The sequence below is a fragment of the Pseudomonas sp. MH9.3 genome (assembly GCF_034354675.1).
In the GTDB taxonomy this organism is placed as follows: Bacteria; Pseudomonadota; Gammaproteobacteria; order Pseudomonadales; family Pseudomonadaceae; genus Aquipseudomonas.
The window spans coordinates 2,148,229-2,168,138 of the sequence record NZ_CP133785.1; the positions used below are offsets into that span (position 1 = coordinate 2,148,229).

The 19,910-nt window shown below is 59.8% G+C and carries 26 protein-coding genes and 2 pseudogenes; 27 read left to right on the plus strand and 1 reads right to left on the minus strand.

The window, feature by feature from the left end; all coding sequences use genetic code 11:
* Positions 1-43: 43 nt before the first annotated feature.
* The 14 genes and pseudogenes from RHM60_RS09105 (at position 44) to RHM60_RS09170 (ending at position 6,778) form a co-directional block, all read left to right on the plus strand.
* Positions 44-874: a GPO family capsid scaffolding protein gene (locus RHM60_RS09105; RefSeq protein WP_322214233.1), complete on the plus strand. Its 831-nt coding sequence runs from the start codon at positions 44-46 to the stop codon at positions 872-874.
* A gap of 40 nt (positions 875-914) precedes the next feature.
* Positions 915-1,922 (plus strand): phage major capsid protein, P2 family, encoded by a 1,008-nt coding sequence (locus tag RHM60_RS09110; RefSeq protein ID WP_322214234.1) that lies wholly within the window; start codon positions 915-917, stop codon positions 1,920-1,922.
* A 3-nt stretch (positions 1,923-1,925) separates the two neighbouring features.
* Complete coding sequence (locus RHM60_RS09115; protein WP_322214235.1) at positions 1,926-2,627, plus strand: terminase endonuclease subunit; 702 nt, start codon at positions 1,926-1,928, stop codon at positions 2,625-2,627.
* Positions 2,628-2,731: 104 nt separating this feature from the next.
* On the plus strand, positions 2,732-3,193 hold the full coding sequence (locus tag RHM60_RS09120) for a head completion/stabilization protein (protein ID WP_322214236.1): 462 nt from the start codon (positions 2,732-2,734) through the stop codon (positions 3,191-3,193).
* Positions 3,193-3,396 (plus strand): hypothetical protein, encoded by a 204-nt coding sequence (locus tag RHM60_RS09125; RefSeq protein ID WP_322214237.1) that lies wholly within the window; start codon positions 3,193-3,195, stop codon positions 3,394-3,396. Before RHM60_RS09120 ends, RHM60_RS09125 begins: the two co-directional genes overlap by 1 nt.
* On the plus strand, positions 3,396-3,608 hold the full coding sequence (locus RHM60_RS09130) for a tail protein X (RefSeq protein ID WP_169895866.1): 213 nt from the start codon (positions 3,396-3,398) through the stop codon (positions 3,606-3,608). The genes RHM60_RS09125 and RHM60_RS09130 overlap by 1 nt, the downstream gene beginning before the upstream one ends.
* A gap of 27 nt (positions 3,609-3,635) precedes the next feature.
* Positions 3,636-3,989 (plus strand): putative holin, encoded by a 354-nt coding sequence (locus RHM60_RS09135; protein ID WP_169895864.1) that lies wholly within the window; start codon positions 3,636-3,638, stop codon positions 3,987-3,989.
* Position 3,990: 1 nt separating this feature from the next.
* Positions 3,991-4,269 (plus strand): phage holin family protein, encoded by a 279-nt coding sequence (locus RHM60_RS09140; protein WP_096143589.1) that lies wholly within the window; start codon positions 3,991-3,993, stop codon positions 4,267-4,269.
* Complete coding sequence (locus RHM60_RS09145; RefSeq protein ID WP_322214238.1) at positions 4,266-5,111, plus strand: N-acetylmuramidase family protein; 846 nt, start codon at positions 4,266-4,268, stop codon at positions 5,109-5,111. Before RHM60_RS09140 ends, RHM60_RS09145 begins: the two co-directional genes overlap by 4 nt.
* The gene (locus RHM60_RS09150; protein WP_322214239.1) at positions 5,108-5,311 is read left to right on the plus strand and encodes a hypothetical protein; all 204 of its coding nucleotides are present in this window, start codon (positions 5,108-5,110) and stop codon (positions 5,309-5,311) included. Before RHM60_RS09145 ends, RHM60_RS09150 begins: the two co-directional genes overlap by 4 nt.
* Positions 5,308-5,748 (plus strand): annotated as a pseudogene (gene lysB, locus RHM60_RS09155) (Rz-like lysis system protein LysB); the annotation flags it as partial. The gene RHM60_RS09150 and the pseudogene lysB, both read left to right, overlap by 4 nt.
* A pseudogene (gene lysC, locus RHM60_RS09160) lies at positions 5,666-5,851 on the plus strand (Rz1-like lysis system protein LysC); the annotation flags it as partial. The pseudogenes lysB and lysC, both read left to right, overlap by 83 nt.
* On the plus strand, positions 5,848-6,330 hold the full coding sequence (locus RHM60_RS09165) for a phage tail protein (RefSeq protein WP_322214240.1): 483 nt from the start codon (positions 5,848-5,850) through the stop codon (positions 6,328-6,330). The pseudogene lysC and the gene RHM60_RS09165, both read left to right, overlap by 4 nt.
* The gene (locus tag RHM60_RS09170) at positions 6,320-6,778 is read left to right on the plus strand and encodes a phage virion morphogenesis protein (RefSeq protein WP_322214241.1); all 459 of its coding nucleotides are present in this window, start codon (positions 6,320-6,322) and stop codon (positions 6,776-6,778) included. Before RHM60_RS09165 ends, RHM60_RS09170 begins: the two co-directional genes overlap by 11 nt.
* Here RHM60_RS09170 and RHM60_RS09175 read toward each other — a convergent pair.
* On the minus strand, positions 6,758-7,717 hold the full coding sequence (locus RHM60_RS09175) for an FRG domain-containing protein (RefSeq protein WP_322214242.1): 960 nt from the start codon (positions 7,715-7,717) through the stop codon (positions 6,758-6,760). The two genes, RHM60_RS09170 and RHM60_RS09175, sit on opposite strands and share 21 nt — an antisense overlap.
* Before the next feature lie 98 nt (positions 7,718-7,815).
* Here RHM60_RS09175 and RHM60_RS09180 point away from each other — a divergent pair, with 98 nt between their 5' ends.
* The 13 genes from RHM60_RS09180 to RHM60_RS09240 all read left to right on the plus strand — a co-directional run bounded on the left by RHM60_RS09180 (position 7,816) and on the right by RHM60_RS09240 (position 19,908).
* The gene (locus RHM60_RS09180) at positions 7,816-8,388 is read left to right on the plus strand and encodes a phage baseplate assembly protein V (protein ID WP_322214588.1); all 573 of its coding nucleotides are present in this window, start codon (positions 7,816-7,818) and stop codon (positions 8,386-8,388) included.
* Positions 8,385-8,729: a GPW/gp25 family protein gene (locus tag RHM60_RS09185; protein ID WP_169895843.1), complete on the plus strand. Its 345-nt coding sequence runs from the start codon at positions 8,385-8,387 to the stop codon at positions 8,727-8,729. The genes RHM60_RS09180 and RHM60_RS09185 overlap by 4 nt, the downstream gene beginning before the upstream one ends.
* Entirely contained in the window at positions 8,726-9,637 is a 912-nt protein-coding gene (locus RHM60_RS09190) for a baseplate J/gp47 family protein (RefSeq protein WP_322214243.1), read from the plus strand. The genes RHM60_RS09185 and RHM60_RS09190 overlap by 4 nt, the downstream gene beginning before the upstream one ends.
* Positions 9,637-10,254: a phage tail protein I gene (locus RHM60_RS09195; RefSeq protein ID WP_322214244.1), complete on the plus strand. Its 618-nt coding sequence runs from the start codon at positions 9,637-9,639 to the stop codon at positions 10,252-10,254. Before RHM60_RS09190 ends, RHM60_RS09195 begins: the two co-directional genes overlap by 1 nt.
* The gene (locus RHM60_RS09200; RefSeq protein ID WP_322214245.1) at positions 10,251-12,209 is read left to right on the plus strand and encodes a phage tail protein; all 1,959 of its coding nucleotides are present in this window, start codon (positions 10,251-10,253) and stop codon (positions 12,207-12,209) included. The genes RHM60_RS09195 and RHM60_RS09200 overlap by 4 nt, the downstream gene beginning before the upstream one ends.
* Before the next feature lie 8 nt (positions 12,210-12,217).
* The gene (locus RHM60_RS09205; protein WP_322214246.1) at positions 12,218-12,817 is read left to right on the plus strand and encodes a phage tail assembly chaperone; all 600 of its coding nucleotides are present in this window, start codon (positions 12,218-12,220) and stop codon (positions 12,815-12,817) included.
* A 110-nt stretch (positions 12,818-12,927) separates the two neighbouring features.
* Positions 12,928-14,103: a phage tail sheath protein gene (locus RHM60_RS09210; protein ID WP_322214247.1), complete on the plus strand. Its 1,176-nt coding sequence runs from the start codon at positions 12,928-12,930 to the stop codon at positions 14,101-14,103.
* 57 nt (positions 14,104-14,160) lie between these two features.
* A complete protein-coding gene (locus tag RHM60_RS09215) occupies positions 14,161-14,676 on the plus strand; it encodes a phage major tail tube protein (protein WP_322214248.1) in 516 nt (171 codons plus the stop codon).
* 51 nt (positions 14,677-14,727) lie between these two features.
* Positions 14,728-15,081: a phage tail assembly protein gene (locus tag RHM60_RS09220; protein ID WP_322214249.1), complete on the plus strand. Its 354-nt coding sequence runs from the start codon at positions 14,728-14,730 to the stop codon at positions 15,079-15,081.
* 8 nt (positions 15,082-15,089) lie between these two features.
* Positions 15,090-15,209, plus strand: coding sequence for a GpE family phage tail protein (locus RHM60_RS09225; protein ID WP_015372725.1), 120 nt, complete (start codon positions 15,090-15,092; stop codon positions 15,207-15,209).
* Positions 15,199-18,195, plus strand: a complete 2,997-nt coding sequence (locus RHM60_RS09230; protein ID WP_322214250.1) for a phage tail tape measure protein — start codon at positions 15,199-15,201, stop codon at positions 18,193-18,195. Before RHM60_RS09225 ends, RHM60_RS09230 begins: the two co-directional genes overlap by 11 nt.
* Positions 18,196-18,199: 4 nt before the next feature.
* Positions 18,200-18,640, plus strand: a complete 441-nt coding sequence (locus RHM60_RS09235) for a phage tail protein (RefSeq protein WP_322214251.1) — start codon at positions 18,200-18,202, stop codon at positions 18,638-18,640.
* Positions 18,637-19,908, plus strand: coding sequence for a phage late control D family protein (locus RHM60_RS09240; protein ID WP_322214252.1), 1,272 nt, complete (start codon positions 18,637-18,639; stop codon positions 19,906-19,908). Before RHM60_RS09235 ends, RHM60_RS09240 begins: the two co-directional genes overlap by 4 nt.
* Positions 19,909-19,910: the final 2 nt, after the last annotated feature.

Sequence of the window (19,910 nt, forward strand, 5' to 3'; positions counted from 1 at the left end):
CATTGCAACGCACTTAGCGCCCAACGCATTGAGGATTCCCGGCATGAAGAAATTTCGCAGTAATTGGTTCCGCGTCGCCGTTGAGGGCGCTACCTCGGACAAGCGCACCATCAAACGCAGTTGGTTGGAACAGGCCGCGAAGAACTTCAACCCGGCCACCTACGGCGCGCGCATCTGGCTGGAACACTTCCGCAGTTTGCTACCAGACAGCCCGTTCAAAGCCTACGGTGACGTGGTCGCGGTCAAAACCGAGGAAGTGGAAATCAACGGCCAGAAGAAACTGGCCCTGTTTGCCCAGGTGGAGCCCACGCCTGATCTGATTGCCATGAACAAGGCCAAGCAGAAGATCTACACCTCGATCGAAATCGACGACAGCTTCTCGGACACTGGCGAGGCCTACATCGTCGGCCTCGCGGTAACCGATTCCCCGGCCAGCCTGGGCACCGACGTACTGTCTTTTTCCGCGCAGAAGCCAGAGTCCAGCCCATTCAAAGACCGCCACTACTCGGCGACGTCTATGTTCACCGAGGCCGTGGAAACCGAGCTGCACTTTGAAGAAATCGAAGACAAACCCAGCCTCGGTGCCCAGCTCTTCAGCAAGGTCCAGGCGCTGCTGGGAGGCAAACAGGCAAAGGACGATGCCGAATTCGCCCAGATGGGCCAGGCCGTGGAAGCGATTGCTGATCACGTCAAGGATCTGCCCGATCAACTGGCAGCCGAGAAGAAATTCTCCGGTGAGTTGAACACCAGGGTCGAGCAGCTCAGCAAAGACCTGACAGACCTGAAAACCACCCTCGGCAAAACTCAGGACCACTCCCAAACCCAGCGCCCACCGGTAACCGGCGGCGGCAAGCAAGCTTTGGCTGAATTCTGACCTGCGGCCAAAACCGCCAAGCTCATTACCGGAGACACCCATGCGTAACGAAACTCGAAAACTCTACACCGGCTACCTCGGTCAGGTTGCACAGCTCAACGGCGTTGAATCGACCTCGGCGACTTTCAACGTTGACCCCAGCATCCAGCAGCGCCTGGAAACCAAGATTCAGGAGTCGAGCGAGTTCCTGACCAAAATCAACATCATTGGCGTGGATGAACAGGAAGGCGAAAAAGTAGGCCTTGGCGTCGGCAGCACCGTTGCCAGCCGTACCAACACCAACCTCAAGAAGCGCGAGCCACGCAGCATCGGCACTCTGTCCAGCGACAAATACCGTGCTGAACAGACCGACTTCGACACCTTCGTCAGCTATAAGCAGCTCGACGCCTGGGCCAAGTTCCCGGACTTCCAGACTCGCCTGTCCAGCGCCATCGCCCAACGTCAGGCGCTGGACCGTATCCAGATCGGTTTCTACGGCACCCAAGCTGCGGAACAAACCGACCGCACCGCACACCCGTTGCTGGAAGACGTCAACATTGGCTGGCTGCAGCAGTACCGCATCCACGCGCCTGATCGCGTGCTGAAGGAAGGCGCCACCGCTGGCAAGATCACTATCGGCAAAACCGGCGACTTCAAAAACATTGACGCCCTGGTCTATGACGCCATTCAGTTGCTGGATCCATGGTATCGCCGCAATCCCGGCCTGGTAGTGCTGACCGGTCGTGAGCTGGTGCACGACAAGTTCCTGGCCCTGGTGAACAAAGATCAAGACGCCTCCAACACCCTCGCGAGCGACCTGATCATCTCGCAACGTCGCGTCGGTGGTCTGCCGCTGTACGAAGTGCCGTACATGCCAGAAGGCGCGATCCTGATCACCACCTTCGCCAACCTGTCGGTGTACTGGCAGATCGGCGCGCGCCGCCGCTACCTCAAGGAAGAGCCGGAGTGGAACCGCGTCTCCAACTTCGAATCGTCGAATGAGTCCTATGTGGTCGAGGAATACGGCCTGGGCTGCCTGCTGGAAAACATCACACCGGTCGAGGGTTAACCCATGGCACTTAGCATCGCCCAGGCCCACCAACGCCGCGCTCGCGCGGCGATGGAGGCGGCCAAAACGGCGCCTCAGCAGTCTATGGCCGGTGCGACCGCCTACGAGCATCAGTTGAATCAACTGCTGCAGGACCGCTTGCGCTTGAAAGCCATCCAGTCCAACGAAGGCAAGGCCGCACTCAAGCTGCAATTGCTGCCCGAGTACATCCCTTACGTCGAGGGGGTGCTTGAGGCTGGCAACGGCGCCCAGGACGACGTCATGACCACAATCATGGTCTGGCGCGTCGATGTAGGGGACTACAGCGGCGCGTTGGACATCGCCGACTACGTCCTCAAGCACAAATTGATCATGCCGGACCGTTTCGAACGCACCACCGGCTGCTTAGTGGCAGAAGAAATCGCCACCGCCGCGCTCAAGGCACAAAAGGCCAATGGCAGTTTCGACCTGGACATTTTGCACCGCACAGTTGAACTGACTGAAGCCGAAGACATGCCCGACCAGGCCCGCGCCAAGCTGTTTTTGGCAACTGGCCGCGCCACCCTGCACGGCATTACCGCAGAGGAGCCGGGTCAGCCAGGGCAGATCCAGGCGGGTGTCGATCTGCTCAAGCGTGCAATCGAGCTGCACGATGGCTGCGGCGGCAAGAAAGATTTGGACGGCGCCGAACGCCTCCTGAAAAAACACGCTGCCCCAAGCAGCTAATCGAGCGTCCCCACGCACCCCGCCGGCTCGGGGCGGAACGGCCAGGCCGCTCCTCCTGAACGTGAAGCCCCGACCACCGGCGACCTATTTTCGAGTGCAGTCACATGAGCGCATTTGTAGCCAGCGGCACCGTCGCCGGCGGCCACATGAACACCGACCCGTTCTGGCCGTCGATTGACTTGGATGCGTTGCGCGCCACCCTGCGCATCGACTCCAGCGTCACCCCAGCACGCCTGGAAACCGCCGTGATTGCCGCCGCTATCAACCTCAACCGCGAGCTGAGCGACTGGCGCGCAGCTCAACAGGCAGCGGGCTACGCCACGCTGGACGCCGTACCAGGTGATCGGATCAAAGACGTTTCGGTGAAGGCTCACCTTTACCGCCGCGCGATCGAGGCTGGTACCGGCGCCGAGGTGTGCGAACGCTTCCGCGACTACAGCGCCACCAACACCGGCAACAACAAGGCCGAAGAGGTTGCACCCACTATTGATGACTACCGCCGCGACCTGCGTTGGGCGGTGCGTGACTTTCTGGAGAAAAGCCGGACCACCGTGGAGCTGATCTGATGAGCGACATGAAAGTTATCGACTGGAACGAAATCAGTCGCCTTGGCCTACACGAACGTATTAACCGGGAAATTATGCACCCGCTAGGTTTAGCGATTTTCAGGGTTGTTGAAACTGGAGTGTCCCCCGGCGCGTATGTGTCGCCGGATGGCGTCTTCGAGTACGCCAGCCGTATGAGTTCGTCCGACTCCGAGGGCGAGTAATGTCCGTCGCCGTTCGCACCAATCAAAACGAAACCGTCGACGCCCTGTGCTGGCGGTTTTACGGCCGGACCGCAGGCGTCACCGAGGCCGTGCTCGAGGCGAACCCCGGCCTGGCCGATCACGGCCCGATTCTGCCGCAAGGCCTCACTGTCAGCATGCCCGAAGCCAAAACCAGCGCGCCCCAACGGCAGATGGTGAATCTATGGGACTGATCCTCTGCAACCAAGGAAACCCACACCATGGCTGATCCGACTTCCAGCGTTGTGACTGGCCTTCTTATCGGCTTGGGTCTGTCCACCGTTACGCCTGTTATCGACGACGGGGCGCTGTTCGGCGCCATCCTCGGTGCCTGGCTGGTGACCAGTCTTAAGCGCGACCTAAAAGTCTGGCAGCGCCTGGGCTCACTGTTCCTTTCCGCAGGGGTGGGCTACCTGTTCGCGCCCATCGCTTTGCAAGCAATCCCGTTCATCACCAGCGGTGGCAGCGCCTTTATCTGCGCCCTGGTGGTCATCCCGATCAGCATCAAACTGATGATGTGGGTGGAGAAAGCGGATTTCTGGGACATCTGGCGTCGTATCCGAGGGGGCACCTGATATGCCGAACATGGAACTGGCCGTGCAGTTGATCGCGGCAATCGCCTACCTGCTGAGCGCTCTGCGCCTGGCCTGCTACACCCGAGGCGAAGCGCGGTACCGGCGCAGCATCTCGCTGCTGGCAAGCCTGTTTGGGGCTGTCCTGTGCATCTGCGGTCTGGAAATTCTTCTGGAGCGACAGCCCACCAGCCTCGGGCAGGCCGCGTCCATCGTGCTGCTCTGCATCCTAATTTTCCGTTCAGGCGGCAACGTCGCCGCCCTATTGAGGCCCAGCGCATGATCACCACCCTTCGCCACGGCGACCGCTCGCAGGCAGTGCTTATCCTGCAGAAGAATCTCAACAGGCATGGTGCCACGCTGGTACCGGACGGCCACTACGGTGACGCTACCGAAGCGGCCGTGCGTGCGTACCAGGTGAAAGCCGGCCTGGTAGCCGATGGCATTGCCGGTGCCAAGACCCAGGCCAGTCTGGCGGGTGGTGACTGCGCGCAGTTGCTGCGCAATAACGATCTGGTAGTCGCTGCTCAACGCCTCGACGTGCCGCTGGCGAGCATCTACGCGGTCAACGAAGTGGAATCCAAGGGCAAAGGCTTCCTCGATAACGGCAAGCCGGTGATCCTGTTCGAACGGCACATCATGTTCCGCCAGCTCGCCAAAGTTCGGCGCGTAGGCGATGACCCTGCGGAGCTCAAGCGCCACGCCGATGAATTGGCAGCGACCAACCCGGCCCTGGTCAACCCGAAGGCCGGCGGCTACATCGGCGGCACCGCCGAGCACCAGCGCCTGGCGATGGCCCGCTTGATTGATGACACGGCTGCACTGGAGTCTGCGTCCTGGGGCGCATTCCAGATCATGGGCTTCCACTGGCAACGCCTCGGCTATGCCAGCGTGCAGGAATTCGTCGCGGCAATGAGTGCCGGCGAATCCCAGCAGTTCGACGCTTTCACCCGTTTCATCGAAACCGACCCGGTGCTGCACAAGGCCCTGAAAGCCCGCAAATGGGCCGAGTTTGCACGGCTCTATAACGGGCCGGATTACCTGCGCAACCTCTACGACACCAAGCTGCAGCGCGCGTACGAACGGCATGCCGGCTGCGAGTGTGGGCAAGGGGTGGCGGCATGATCGACTTCAAAGCGGTGAAGAAGCTGAACGTGCAGGACGGTGATCTGCTGGTAGTGCCGGAATCGACTGAGCAGGACGACATGCTGCAGCTGGCCGAGTGCATCCAGTTGATGAACAACGCCAGGGCCGTAATCGTACGGGGCCCCATCCAACAGCTCGACACCGCTGCCATGAACAAGCTCGGCTGGTACCGGGCATGAGCACCGTGCGCCAGATCCTATTCGGTCTCGCCCTGCTCGGTGCCTTGGCGCTGCTGATATGGGCTCAGGAAACACGCATTGACGTCGCTAAAAGCAAAGCCGAGAGCGCCACGGCCGTAGCCAAAACGGCTCGCGCTGACGCTGACCGCAACCTGAAGACCGCCAATACGCTCACCGAAACCCTCAAACAGGAACGCGAGGCGCAAAGCACCCTCCGCCTTCAGAAGGACCAACTGCGCCAGAGCCTGGCAAACCGCGAACGAACCGTCGAGGAACTGAAACGTGAAAACGCCGAACTACGTGACTGGGCTGCTCAGCTTTTGCCTGACGCTGCTCGCCGGCTGCGGGAACGCCCCGCCATCACCGGCGCCACCGCTTATCGTGACTGGCTGTCCGGCCGTGGTTCCGTGCCACCTGCCGGCGACCGGCCCGCACAGCAACGGTGACCTGCTGACCGACCAAGACCGCGCCGAGGCCGCTTGGGCCGACTGCGCCAATCAGGTCGACATGGTCTACAAACACCAGCAGGCCACGCCATGAACAAAGCAGAAAGCCTGCGCGCGCACCTGCTGGCTACCGTCTCCGAATTCAAGCACGACCCCGACCGGCTGCTGATCTTCATCGACAACGGCAAGGTACGGTGCACCGCCGCTCACACCCTGTCGTTTGAATACAGCTTTGACCTGCAGATCATCCTCACCGCGTTCGCCGGCCACCCTGATAGCGTGTTTCTCCCGATCTTGGGTTGGCTCAGCGTTCACCAATCCGAACTGCTGGAAAACCTCGACAAGGTGAAGAACGGCATTCAGTTCGAAGCCGACATCCTGGACAAGGAAAAGGTTGACCTGAGCGTGACGCTCCCACTGACAGAGCGGGTGGTCGTCGGCACCGATGACCAGGGCAATACCACCGTGAAGCACGCGGGCGAACCGCAGTACGTCGCAAGCTTCCTCGATCCGAACTGGAAGCCCGGAGTTCACGGCAACATCGGTGAGTGGAGGGTACCTGATGGCGAATAACCTTGAAGCGCTTGAGACCTGGGCCTCGGTGCTGCTGGAGCGCCTGGAGCCAGGTGAACGCGTCAAGCTGGCCTGGAGCATTGGGCAGGAACTGCGCCGGAGCCAGCAAAAGCGGGTCATGGCCCAAGAAAACCCGGACGGGAGCAAGTATGCGCCCCGGAAAAAGCGCGAACTGCGCGGCAAGCAGGGCCGCATTCGCCGGCGGCTGGACATGTTCAAGAAGCTGCGGACCGCGTCCTATCTTAAGATTCGTGGCGACAGCAACGCCGTAACGGTCGGATTCACCGGGCGCATTGCCAGGATTGCAAGGGTGCATCAATACGGCTTGAGAGACCGTGCAGAACGCGGGGCTCCCGACGTTCGTTACGAACAGCGCGAAGTTTTGGGGTTCACCGATGCTGACCTCGACCTAATTCGCGATGGACTGCTAGCTCACCTGACCACCTGACTTTTTCTTAGGGAAGTGAACCCTTTCCTTTAACTCCATGGCTACCCCCTCATAGCCTGGAAAAAGTTTCCCAGGGCCGTAGTTAAAATCCCTAAGCAGGCGCGCCAACTCCAGAGACTCACTAGCTGGCAGAGTCCACTTAATAAACATTGATGGTAACCCGCCCTGAAAAAGCGTCGATAGGTATTCTTTTAAAACCACATCTAAAGGACGACGATCCACTGGAGGCAGAGCTTTAATTTCACCATTCGCCATGGTTACTAAGCCAGGTACTGCGTGCGCCCAGTGGGTGAATAATCCACTTTGAGCGGAAAGATTAGGATTGCCAGCATAATGAGGAGTAATGAGCTTTAAAGGAAACATGGGAGTGCCCGCATCAAGTGTCCCGATAGAATTAGCATTTAAGCCCCATATGCATAAATCACGGGGTGCCCTATCGGTTGGTCTTGAAGCAAAAAAAGCTGCTACGAAGGGATCGTATGTCCAATCGAGTAATCTAGTCGGAATACCGTAATGTTGCGCTAACGCTGCTACTTCAAGCATGTCATCTGGAAGCCACTTAGCCCCATCTACCCACTTCGACATAGTATGGATATCTACTTTTTGGTGAAGCCGCGCGCGTAGACGATCAGAGGTAGGAACTTGTAGACCTCTAACATCAGCGCTCCTGTAGAAATCCCTGATTAATTGATACTCAACGAATGCTAGAGAAAAATCGTTATCTCTAGGAGACCCCATAATATCAATGTATGCCTTTGAAAACCCCCAGATTGAATCTATGGACTCTTTACGAATAGACGTTGGAGCGAGCAAGTATTTTTTGTCTGATAGCCCACGAAAAATATAGTCCCCGCTACTTATATTATTCGACCAAGGGGCAAGGGCTTCTAATAACTTCTTAGCCTTCGTAAATCTGCGCTCTTCAATATATTCCGTCATAAAGTCTCCATCGCCCTATTCGTTTTAATCTTGTAACAAGCCCTTTTACAAGTCCAAAGCCCTTTCGCGTGCGCAACGAACTCTACACCATCGGCGCCATGAACGAATTCGCCGCCCTCTCCCGCATGCTGGAAAACCTCATCCGCTTCGGCGTCATCGCCGCCGTGCAAATGGAGCCGCCGCGCGTGCAGGTTAAAACCGGCGCACTGACTACCGCCTGGCTGCCCTGGCTGACCCTGCGCGCGGGAGCTGACCGTGAGTGGGATCCGCCCACCGTCGACGAGCAAGTGATCTTGTTCAGCCCGTCTGGCCAGCTCGCCAACGGCGTCGTAATCACGGGTCTGCCCAGCGATCACATCCCGGCCAACGGCAACCGGCCTGGCCTGCACAGGCGCACCTACTCCGACGGCACCGTGATTGAGTACGACAGCGTCGCCCATCACCTCAACGCCATCCTGGCAGCCGGCGGTACCACCAACTTGGTTAGCAGGGGCGGCATCACCATCGTCGGCCCGATCACGCACGAGGGCGACTACATCCAAACCGGCAATCAGACCGTCACCGGCACCGTCACGGTATCGACTGACGTGGTTGCGGCAGGGATCAGCCTGGTGAAACACCTGCACGGCAACGTGCTGCCGGGCGGCGGAAAGACGGGGACCCCAGAATGAATCGAGAAACCGGTGCTGCCATTGGTGAGCTGGACCACATTGCCCAGTGCATTGCCGACATCCTCACTACCCGCATTGGCAGCCGCGTGATGCGCCGGGAGTATGGGAGCCTTTTGCCGGAGTTGGTCGACCACCCGTCCAATGACGTCACGCGCCTGCGGGTATACGCCGGGGTTGTCATGGCGCTGATGCGCTGGGAACCACGTGTGAGCCTCAGCCGTGTTCAGTTCCTGGGCGCCAACATGCAGGGAAAAGCGGTACTGGATCTCGAAGGCAGCATTGTCGACAGCAATGAGCCGTTCAGTATGAGCCTGCCCCTGCAGCTGGGTGGCAGCGTATGAACACCTTCTCAGCCATCGACCTCAGCCTGTTGCCCGCGCCGCAGATCGTCGAGCAGATTGATTACGAGCAGATTCTCGCCGAACGCAAGGCCTACGCCATCAGCCTGTGGCCCGCCGGGGAACAAGCGAACATTGCCGCCAGGCTCGAAATGGAATCGGAGCCGCTGACCAAGCTGCTCGAGGAGAACGCCTATCGGGAAACCATCTGGCGGCAGCGCGTCAATGAAGCGGCCACCGCCAACATGATTGCCTTCGCCAAGGGCAGCGATCTGGAGAACCTGGCGGCGAACTACAACGTCAAGCGCCTGGTAATTCAGGCGGCCAACTCTCAAGCATCACCGCCCATCCCGCAGCTGATGGAAACAGACGATAGCCTGCGCGAGCGTACCCAAATGGCCTGGGAAGGCCTCAGCACCGCCGGCCCCCGCAACAGCTACATCTTCCACGCCCGAGCGGCCGATGGGCGCGTGGCCGATGCCACGGCGGAAAGCCCGTCGCCGGCCTTAGTGGTGGTGACCGTGCAAGGTATGTCCGTGGACGGCTCGGCCGAGAACGACTTATTGGCCGTGGTTAAAAGCTACCTCAGCGATGACAACCGCCGGCCAGTCGCTGACCGGCTGACCGTGCAGGCTGCTCAAATCCTGCGTTACCAGGTCAAGGCCAAACTTTATCTGCTGACCAGCGGACCAGAGACCGAGCCTGCCCGCAGTGCCGCAGAGCAACGTCTGCGCGCCTATGTGCATCAGCGCCGTCGGCTCGGCATGGAGGTGTCGGAATCCGCGATCCACGCCGCGCTGCACGTCGAAGGTGTGCGCAAGGTCGAGCTGGAAGGCTGGACCGATATCGTCGCCACGCTGTACCAGGCCCCCTACTGCACTGACATTCAGTTATCGGTCGGGGTGGAGTGATGGGCGCTCAGCACCTTCTCCCGGGCAACTCGACCCCGCTGGAACGCCAGGCGGCAATTGCGCTGGCCCAAATTCAGCGCGTGTCTATCCCGCTGCGACTGCTGTGGAACCCGGACCTTTGCCCTGTCGCCGTTCTGCCCTACCTGGCCTGGTCGTTTTCCGTCGACCGCTGGGACAGCACCTGGTCTGAAGCCACCAAACGCGCGGCGATCCGTGCCGCGTACTTCATCCACTCGCGCAAAGGCACCGTCGGTGCACTACGCCGCGTGGTCGAGCCGCTGGGCTACCTGATTGAGATTGTCGAGTGGTGGCAGGACGTGCCCGAGGGCGTGCCTGGCACATTCAAGTTGCGGATCGGCGTGCTGGATACCGGCATCACCGAAGAGATGTATCAGGAACTCACCTTCCTGATCGATGACGCCAAACCCCGCAGCCGGCACCTCACTGGCTTAGCCATCAGCCTGGAAACCCAAGGCGCCCTAAACATCGGTGTCGCCGTTTATGAAGGCGACGTAATCGACGTCTACCCACCCGTGCAGCGTGACGTTGAAGTCACTGGTTACATCGGTGTGGCCGGGCGTGAACACACCATAGACACCCTGGACGTGTACCCATGATCGATCAGAACTCGCAATTTATGGCGATCCTCACCAACGTGGGGGCCGCAAAACTGGCAAACGCCAACTCGTTGGGGCTTCCCTGGAAGCTCGCGGCACTCGGGGTGGGTGATGCAAATGACACCAATCCCATGCCCAGCGCGACCCAAACCAAACTGATCAACGAACTTCGTCGCGCGCCGCTGAATCAGCTCATGATTGATCCCGTGAACCCGGCTGTCATCATCGCCGAGCAAATCATCCCTGCGGACGTCGGTGGCTGGTGGGTTAGAGAGATTGGCCTGTATGACGAAGATAATGACCTCGTCGCGGTTGCCAACTGTGCCCCGAGTTACAAGGCGTTGATGGACCAAGGATCGGCGCGCACGCTCATCGTGCGGATGAGTCTCATCGTCTCCAGCACCGGCAACATTGCGCTGAAGATCGATCCCGCCGTCGTGCTGGCCACCAGGGAGTATGTCGACCTCTCCTTCGATCGGGTACTTCCACCAAACAAGACCCCCGGCACCTACTTTCAGGTGACGACAGACAAGCGGGGGGTGGTGCAGTCGGGCCGGAACCCCACCACGCTTGGTGGCTTCGGCATCACTGACGGCCTGTTCATCGGCCAGCACGGGTTGGGTGGTCGAAGCGCACCGCAGGTGCCTATCGACACCATCGGCTTGCCCGGCGGGTTTTATTGCTACCTCAATGGCACCACTGGTTTCAGCAACAACGTGGGGCTGGTCAACATCCCCTACGGCACTGAAAACTACGCCGGCCAGATCGGATTCGAGCAAGGCAATACAGAGCCCAGGCTGCTGGTGCGCGGCTGCAAGGCTCCGAATGTCTGGACGGCCACCCGCGAACTCTGGCACACCGGCAACTTCAACCCATCAACGAAGTCCGACAAGGCCACTACGCTTGCTGGGTACGGCATCACCAATGCCTACACCACAACCCAGGTCGACAGTGCGTTGAGCCTGAAAGCCCCGCTGGCGAGTCCCATCCTTACAGGGCAGCCAGAAGCGCCGACAGCGCCGGCCGGGTCCAACAATAAATTGATCGCCAACGCGGCCTTCGTTCAGAAGGCTGTGCAAGATGCGATCACGGCGGTGATGGATGGCGCGCCAGGGGCGCTCGACACGCTCAAGGAACTCGCTACAGCGCTGGGCAACGATCCGAACTTTTCCACCACCATCCTCACTGCGCTCAACGGCAAGGCCGCAAAAGCTTCGACGCTGGCTGGGTATGGCATTGGTGATGCCATCGCGGTCGGCCAGTTCGGCCTCGGCACCAATCTGGCCCCGGCACGGCCAATTGATACGGTTGGGTTATCGAGCGGCTTCTACTACTACGGCGACGGCAACACCAGCTTTGCGAACTACGTCGGGTTGATCAACATTCCCTATGGCGATACCGGCTACTCAGCGCAGATCGGCTTCCGCCAGGGGCAGGTGGAGCCTGAAATTCTGGTCCGTGGCTGCCGGGCGAACGGCGTATGGGGTAACACGCGCAAGCTTTGGCACACCGGCAATCTGGATCCCAACGCGATTTTGCCAACTGGGACGTCGATCGCTTTCGCCGCATCGACCGTGCCCGTGGGCTTTCTCAAGGAAAATGGAGCGGCGGTATCGCGCACCGTCTATGCCAACCTGTTCGCGGTGATCGGCACCTATTACGGTGCCGGCGACGGCAGTACCACCTTCAATCTGCCTGACAGCCGGGGCGAGTTTTTCCGTGGTGCCGATGATGGGCGCGGGGTTGACCAGGGCCGTGCGGTGGGCAGTTGGCAGGACTCGCAGAACAAGTCCCACGTCCACCTCTATGGCGCACAGCACAACACCAATTTCGGCTTGAGCGCCACCGGCTTGGCCGGCGTAAGCCCTGGCAAGGTGATGTACGAAACCGCGTCATCCGGTGGCGACGAAGCCCGCCCCCGTAACACCGCAAGACTTATGTGTATCAAATACTGAGGTGCCCCATGTCTGAATCCACGCTGACGGTCTACCAAGCCCACCCGCTCACCGGCGAATACACCGGCCCTACCCAGGCTGATCCCGACCCGCTGGACGAAGGGAAGTGGCTCATTCCCGCCATGGCTTTTGCCGATGCACCGCCAAAGCCAAAGGCCGGGTTCGCTATCGTTCACACACCTGGCGCTGATCAGGTGTGGAGCCTGGTACCAGATCACAGGGGGATGGTTTACCAGGTCGAAACAGGTGCGCCGCTGCAGTGGGAAGAATTGGGCCCGCTGCCGGACAACCTCACCGCGTCGCCGTACTCTGGACCAGGCCACCGCTGGGATGGGAACGACTGGATCTATGACGATGCGCTGGCTCAGGCGAGGCTCATCGCGGCAGAACGGGCGTGGCGCGACTCCGAGATCGAGTCGGTCAAATGGCTGCGGGAACGTCACCGGGATCAGCAGGAAATCGGGGTGGACCCATCCCTGTCTTCGGTTCAGTTCCGCGAGTTGCTGGTGTACATACAAGCCCTCCGCGACTGGCCGCAGACCGCCCAGTTCCCGGTTCTGGATTCACGCCCCACAGCTCCCGGCTGGATCGCTGACCAATCGCAATAACCCCTCCGAGAACCTGTAACGACCTCTCCTACAAGTACGCGCGCTCGCCCAATCGGCGCGCGCGCGGCAGCCTGTGCACTGTCATTCCATCACAGCGCAGGCAACCACCCATGGCCGGTTCAGACTATCTCCACGGCGTGCGGGTCATCGAACTCAACGACGGCACCCGCCCCATTCGTACCATCGCTACCGCAGTCATCGGGCTGGTTTGTACGGCTGACGATGCAGACCCACTCGCTTTTCCGCTGGACACCCCCGTCCTGCTGACCAACGTGCAAAGCGCCATCGCCAAGGCCGGCATTAAGGGCACCTTGGCGAGCAGCCTGCAGGCGATCGCAGACCAGACCAAACCGTACGTCATCGTGGTGCGGGTCAAGGAAGGAGCGGACGCCGCCGCTACCACCACCGCGCTGATCGGCACTACCACTGCAACCGGCCAATACACCGGCATGAAAGCCCTGCTCGCTGCCAAGGCTCGCGTGGGCATGACGCCGCGCATCCTTGGCGTGCCAGGCCTCGACAGCCAGCCGGTAGCTACGGCGCTGGTATCGATCGCTCAAAACCTTCGTGCATTTGCTTACGTCAGTGCCTGGGACTGTAAAACCAAGGAAGAGGTGGTCGCCTACCGCGAGAACTTCGGCGCCCGCGAAGTCATGGTGATCTGGCCGGAGTTCCAAAACTGGGACACCGTCACCAACAAGACCGTCACCGCGTCGGCCGTAGCCCGCGCCCTCGGCCTGCGCGCCAAGATTGACCAGGAAACCGGCTGGCACAAAACGCTCTCCAACGTCGCCGTCAACGGCGTCACCGGCATCAGCGCAGACGTGTTCTGGGATCTACAGAACCCGGCCACCGACGCCAACTACCTCAACAGCAACGAGATCACCACGCTGATCAATGAGGGAGGCTTCCGCTTTTGGGGCAGCCGCACCTGCAGCGAAGATCCGCTGTTCGCCTTCGAGAACTACACCCGCACCGCGCAGATCCTCGCCGACACCATGGCCGAGGCCCATATGTGGGCCGTGGACAAGCCCATGCACGCATCCCTGGTGCGGGACATCATCGAAGGCATCAACGCCAAGTTCCGCGAGCTGGTTGCCCAGGGCTACCTGATCGGCGGCAAGTGCTGGTATCCCGAAGATATCAACGACAAAGACACCCTGAAGGCCGGCAAGCTGACGATCGATTACGACTACACGCCTGTGCCGCCTCTGGAAGATTTGACCCTGCGCCAGCGCATCACCGACAGCTACCTGATGCAGTTCGCAGCCGCCGTCAACGCTTAAACCGGGCCTCCCCGCGAGGGGAGTTAACCCTAAGCCAAACACCCGGAGAACGCCGCCATGGCAATGCCACGCAAACTCAAGAACCTCATGTTGTTCAACGACGCCAACATCTACAGGGGTGTCGTCAAGTCCGTCACCCTGCCCGCCCTCGGCCGCAAGATGGAAAAATATCGCGGCGGCGGCATGAACGGCCCGGTCAGTGCTGACCTGGGCTTTTCGGACGACGGCATCCAGCTGGAATGGAAAACCGGCGGGCTGGACCTGGTCAGCCTGAAGCAATTTGGCATGGTCAACGCGTCCGGCGTTGCCATGCGCTTTGCCGGCGCCTACGAACAGGACGACACCGGTGAAGTCAGCGCGGTGGAAATTGTCGTGCGCGGCCGTCACGAAACCATCGAAATGGGCGATGCCAAGCCTGGTGAAGACACCGAGCACTCGATGAAAACCACTTGCACTTACTACAAGTTGACCGTCGACAACGAAGAAATCATCGAGATCGACCTGCTCAACTTCATCGAGAAGGTCGGGGGCGTTGACATGCTGGAGAAACAGCGCAACGCCCTTGGCTTCTGACCCCTTCCCCAAAACCACGTAAACCGCTGACCCACAACCTGGAGCGTTACCATGAACACCGCTGATTCCGACCAACACGTCGCCCCCGAAAAGCCCGACCTGCAGCCGCTGGTCGACGACAACAAGGTCGTGCTCGACACCCCGATCCGCCGAGGCGCCACCACGATCGACGCTATCACCCTGCGCAAACCCAATTCGGGTGAACTGCGGGGCGTGAGTCTGTCCGAGCTGCTGCAAATGGATGTCAACAGCCTGGTGAAAGTGGTGCCGCGCATCTGCAGTCCTACCCTCACCGCCGTAGAGATCACGTCAATGGATCCCGCTGACCTGTTCGCAATCGGCGCCAAGGTGTCTGGTTTTTTGCTGCAGAAGTCGATGAAGACGGACGCATCCCTCGTTGCGTAGAGGACGCCATGGCCGACCTGGCCGTGGTTTTTCACTGGGCACCAGCTGACATGGATCAGTTGGGCCTGCAAGACCTGATGGCATGGCGCGAGCGCGCCAGGGTGCGGAGCTCCACCGATGGCGAATGATCTGAGACTTCAGGTGCTGCTCAGCGCCATCGACAAGGCCACGGGACCGCTGAAGAAAATTACGGGCGGCAGTAAGGAAGCTGCCAGAGCTCTCAAGGCTGCCCGTGATCGCCTTAAAGAACTCAACACTCAGCAGCGCGACATCAACTCGTGGCGTGAGCTGCAGGCGGCCACGCAGGCTACGTCTGATGCGCTTGCCGCCAACAACACCAAGTTGGGCCAACTTGCCCGCGAAACGGCGAAAGTTCGTCAACAGCTCGCGCCGACGCAGGCGCTTTTCGAGAAGTCACGCCAGAAGGTCGACGCCCTCAAAACCAGCCAGACCGACCTCAAGCGAGAGCTGACCGGGGTGCGTAACGCCCTAGGCTTGATGAAGGACGAACACCGTCAATCCGCAAACCAGATCGCAGCGCTTAATGCAGTAACGCAAAAGGGTAATGCCCTGACGCACGAGCAACGCGATGAATACACGCGCCTCACAGCGGCCCAGCAGGAGCGCAAGACGCAACTGGATCAGCTAGCGTCCAAGGAAAAGACGCTGGCTGACCGATTCACGCTCAGCAACGCGCAACTGCGCACGAGCCGCGCGGGCCACGGCAACCTGCGAGACGAGATCCGCCGGCTGGAAGCCCCGTTTAAAGCTCAATTGGCGCTTCTGAAACAGCACTCCGCCGAATCCAAACGGCTGGGCGAGCAGTACGGACAGCAGAAAGGCAAGCTCGCCACGCTCGGCGCACAGCTCAAAGACGCTGGCATCAATACCGACGCCCTGGGTGCGTCAGAACTAAAGCTCAAGCGCGATATGGACTCCGCCACGCGTGCGGTCAAAGCCCAGATGGACAAGCTGGACGCGCTCGGTCGAAAACAGGAAAGCGTTGCCAAGGCACGCGGAGCTTATGACAAAGGTAAACAGTTCACAGGTGGTGCTGCAGTAAGCGGTGCTGCTGGCTTGGGCGTGGCGTACGCCGCTAGCAAACCGGTCATTGCCGTGGTCAAGGAGTACGTCGACTTCGAAACAGCCATGATGGGTGTCGCCAAGCAAGTAGACGGTGCACGCGACGACAACGGAAAACTCACAGCCACCTACTACGAGTTTGCCGACGCGATCAAAGCGGCGAGCAATGAAATGCCCATTGCCACTACTGAATTCGCCGCATTGGTCGAAGCACAGGCGCGTGCGGGCATTCAGGGCAAAGAAAACCTGCTGAACATGGCGAAGGTGTCAGCTACCGCTGCCGTGGCGTTCGATCTGCCGGCCGAACAGGTCGGTGAGGACATGGGCCGGATCGCTGGTTTGTACAAAGTGCCTATCAAGAACATCGCCGAACTGGGCGACGCGCTGAACTATCTGGATGACAACACCCGATCGAAGGGTGGCGATATCATCGAGACATTGACGCGAATGAGCGACGTCGCGGACAAGCTGGATTACCGCAAGGCGGCGGCGTTGGGCAGCACCTTCCTATCCTTGGGATCCGCGCCAGAGGTCGCCGCCAGCGCGGCTCGGGCAATGGTGCGCGAGCTGGCCATCGCGAACATGCAGGGCAAGAAATTTCAGGAAGGCATGAAGATGGTGAAACTCGACCCTGAAGCAGTGCAGAAGGGTATGAGTAAAGACGCCATGGGCACGATGATGGGAGTACTTGAGCGCATCAAGAAGCTCACGCCCGACGAGCAGACCGAGGTATCAACGCGAATTTTCGGTAAAGAATTCGGCAAGGACGCCGGCAAGCTGGTCAACAATCTGGAAGAGTTGCGCCGTCAGCTCAAATTGGTCGACGACGCCGCTGCAGCTGGCTCCATGCAGCGCGAAATGGATGTTCGCGCTGAGGCGATCGCCGGGCGCTGGCAGGTCGTACAGAACAAACTGTTCAACACCAAAAGCGGAGCGGGCGAAGCGGTTCGGGCCACCATGGTCGATGTGATGGATGCGATCGGGGGAGTACTTGATAAGGTCAATGGCTGGGTGAAGGCCAACCCCGCATTGGCGGCGAGCCTGCTGAAGATAGTCGCGAGCATCGCGTTACTGTCGGCCGTATTCGGCGGGCTTGCCCTCACGCTCGCGGGCATCTTGGGTCCGCTTCTCTTCTTGCGCTTCGGCCTGGCCATGTTTGGCATCAACCTGCCAGGCATCATCGGAATATTCAAAGTGTTCGGCACGGTCCTGCGAGGGCTGGGCGCCATTCTCATCGGCCCGGTGGTTACTGCGCTTCGTACCGTCGGCATAGCGCTGTGGGGCCTGTCCGCGAACCCGATTGTGCTCATCATCGCGGCAGTTGTCGCCGCGCTCGCGCTGGGGGCTTATCTGATCTACAAAAACTGGGATGCGGTGAAAAGCTACTTTTCGAATGCGTGGACCGAAATCAAAGCGGGCTTCGACGGAGGAATTGGTGGCATTACCACCACCTTGATTAACTTCAGCCCCCTCGGCCTGCTGTACCAAGCTTTTGCTGGCGTCCTCAGTTACCTGGGCATCGACCTGCCCAGCCGTTTCACCGAGTTCGGAGGCATGATCGTCAATGGCCTGGTCAATGGCCTCAAGGCAGGCCTCGGCGCTGTCAAGGACACCATCAGCTCGATTGGCGACAGCAGCATTGGTTGGTTCAAAGAGAAGCTTGGCATCCACAGCCCTTCACGTGTTTTTGCACAGTTAGGCGGCTACACGATGGCAGGCCTGACACAGGGCCTGCGAGCGGGCGAGGACGGTCCGTTGGCAGTCATCCAGACTCTGGGCAAGCAGCTCACTGCTGCAGGCGCGCTTTCGTTCGGGGCAATGAGCGGTACTGTGATCGCTGTTGATGATCGACCGCCTATCAGCGCATCAGCTAGCCCCAGTTACGACAGCCACGATAAGTTCGAAATCAATATCAACCCCACCCAGGGAATGGACTCGCGCGCCATCGCACTGGCCGTACGTGCTGAGATCGAACGCTTGCGCCGCGAGAAAGGTGCCCGGACTCGCAGCAAATTATCGGACTTGGAGTAGCACCATGATGCTTGCCCTTGGCATGTTCGTGTTCAGCCTTTCAACTGCGGCCTATCAGGAGCTGCAACGCCAGACAGAGTGGCGACACGCAAGCAACAGTCGCATCGGCATGGCGCCTGCTCGACAGTTCCTGGGCCGTGGCGACGATTCCATCACCTTACCCGGCGTCATCTTTCCGGAACTCGCCGGCACTGCCTTGAGCCTCGACGCGGTGCGCCTGATGGCAAACACCGGCAAGGCCTGGCCGCTCGTTGAAGGCAGTGGCCGAATTTATGGCCTATGGGTTGTGGATAGCCTTACCGAAACCAAGACCTTGTTCTTTCCCGATGGGACCCCGAGGCGGATTGAGTTCAACATCAGCCTCAAGCGTATCGACGATGACTTGATAGATCTGATCGGCGCCGGAACCAGTGTTGGAGTCAGCCTGATGAGGATGTTGCTGTGATCGATGACGACATTGCTCGAGTCACTGCGTTTGTCCGAGACACCGCCGAGCGTATCCAACGTGACATGGTTTACCCAGTGCCGGCGTTTCGCCTGACAGTGAATGGAAAGGACATTGCCAGACCAATCAGCTTGCGCTTGGTCAGTCTGGAGTTGACCGACAATCGGGGCATCGAAGCGGATCAGTTGAGCATCACGCTGAGCGACCATGACGGGCTGCTGGTGATGCCGTCAAAGGGAGCGCTCGCCGAATTATGGTTGGGCTGGAGCGATACCGGGCTTGTATCCAAGGGCACTTACATCATCGACGAAATCGAGCACAGCGGCGCGCCTGACATTCTCAGCATCCGCGCTCGATCGGCGGACCTGCGCAAGAGCCTAAAAATAAAGCGTGAACGCAGCTGGAGTCATACGACGCTGGGTGATGTGGTTCGCCAAGTAGCTCTGGGCAACGGCCTCAAAGCGATTGTTGCCAGTACGCTGGCTTCACTCTCCATCCTGCAGCTCGACCAGGCCAACGAGTCGGACGCCAACCTTATGACCCGGATGGGCGAAGAATTCGGCGCGGTGGCCAGCGTCAAAGCCGGCTGCTTACTGTGCTTTCCGGCCGGTGGCGGCAAGAACGCCTCGGGCCTGAACCTGCCACACATCACCTTGACCCGTGCAGACGGCGACCAGCACCACTACTTGCAAGCCGACCGCGACAGCTATGACGGTGTGCGCGCCTACTTCTATGATGTGAACAGCGCCAAAAAACAGGAAGCAATCGCTGGCGGCGGTGAAAACCTCAAGGATCTTCGTCACACCTACAGTGACCGACAGTCAGCTCTCCGCGCAGCACGCGCTGAGTTCAACCGTTTGAAACGTGGCAGCGCCACGCTTAGCTACACACTTGCCCGCGGCCGACCCGACCTCATACCAGAACTGACCTACACGCTTCAGGGCGTGAAAAACGAGATCGACGAAATCATCTGGACAGGCGGGAATGTGCGTCACACGGTCAGTCCGGATAACGGCTATACAGTCAGCCTGGAGCTGGAAAGCAAATTGCCGGAGGACAATGTTGAAGATCTGGCCGAGGAAAATTCAGGGGACTACACCGGGATCATCGCGTACTACCGGGATAAGAAAACTGGGACACAGAAGACGGTTACGGCGGGAGACCAGGCAAAGCCGAGACGGCTGCGTTGGCTGTATGCTAGCGAGAAGAACGCGAAGCGGGCGGTAGATCGGGAGTGGAAAAAAGCTCAGGCAGGAAAGACCTTATAAAC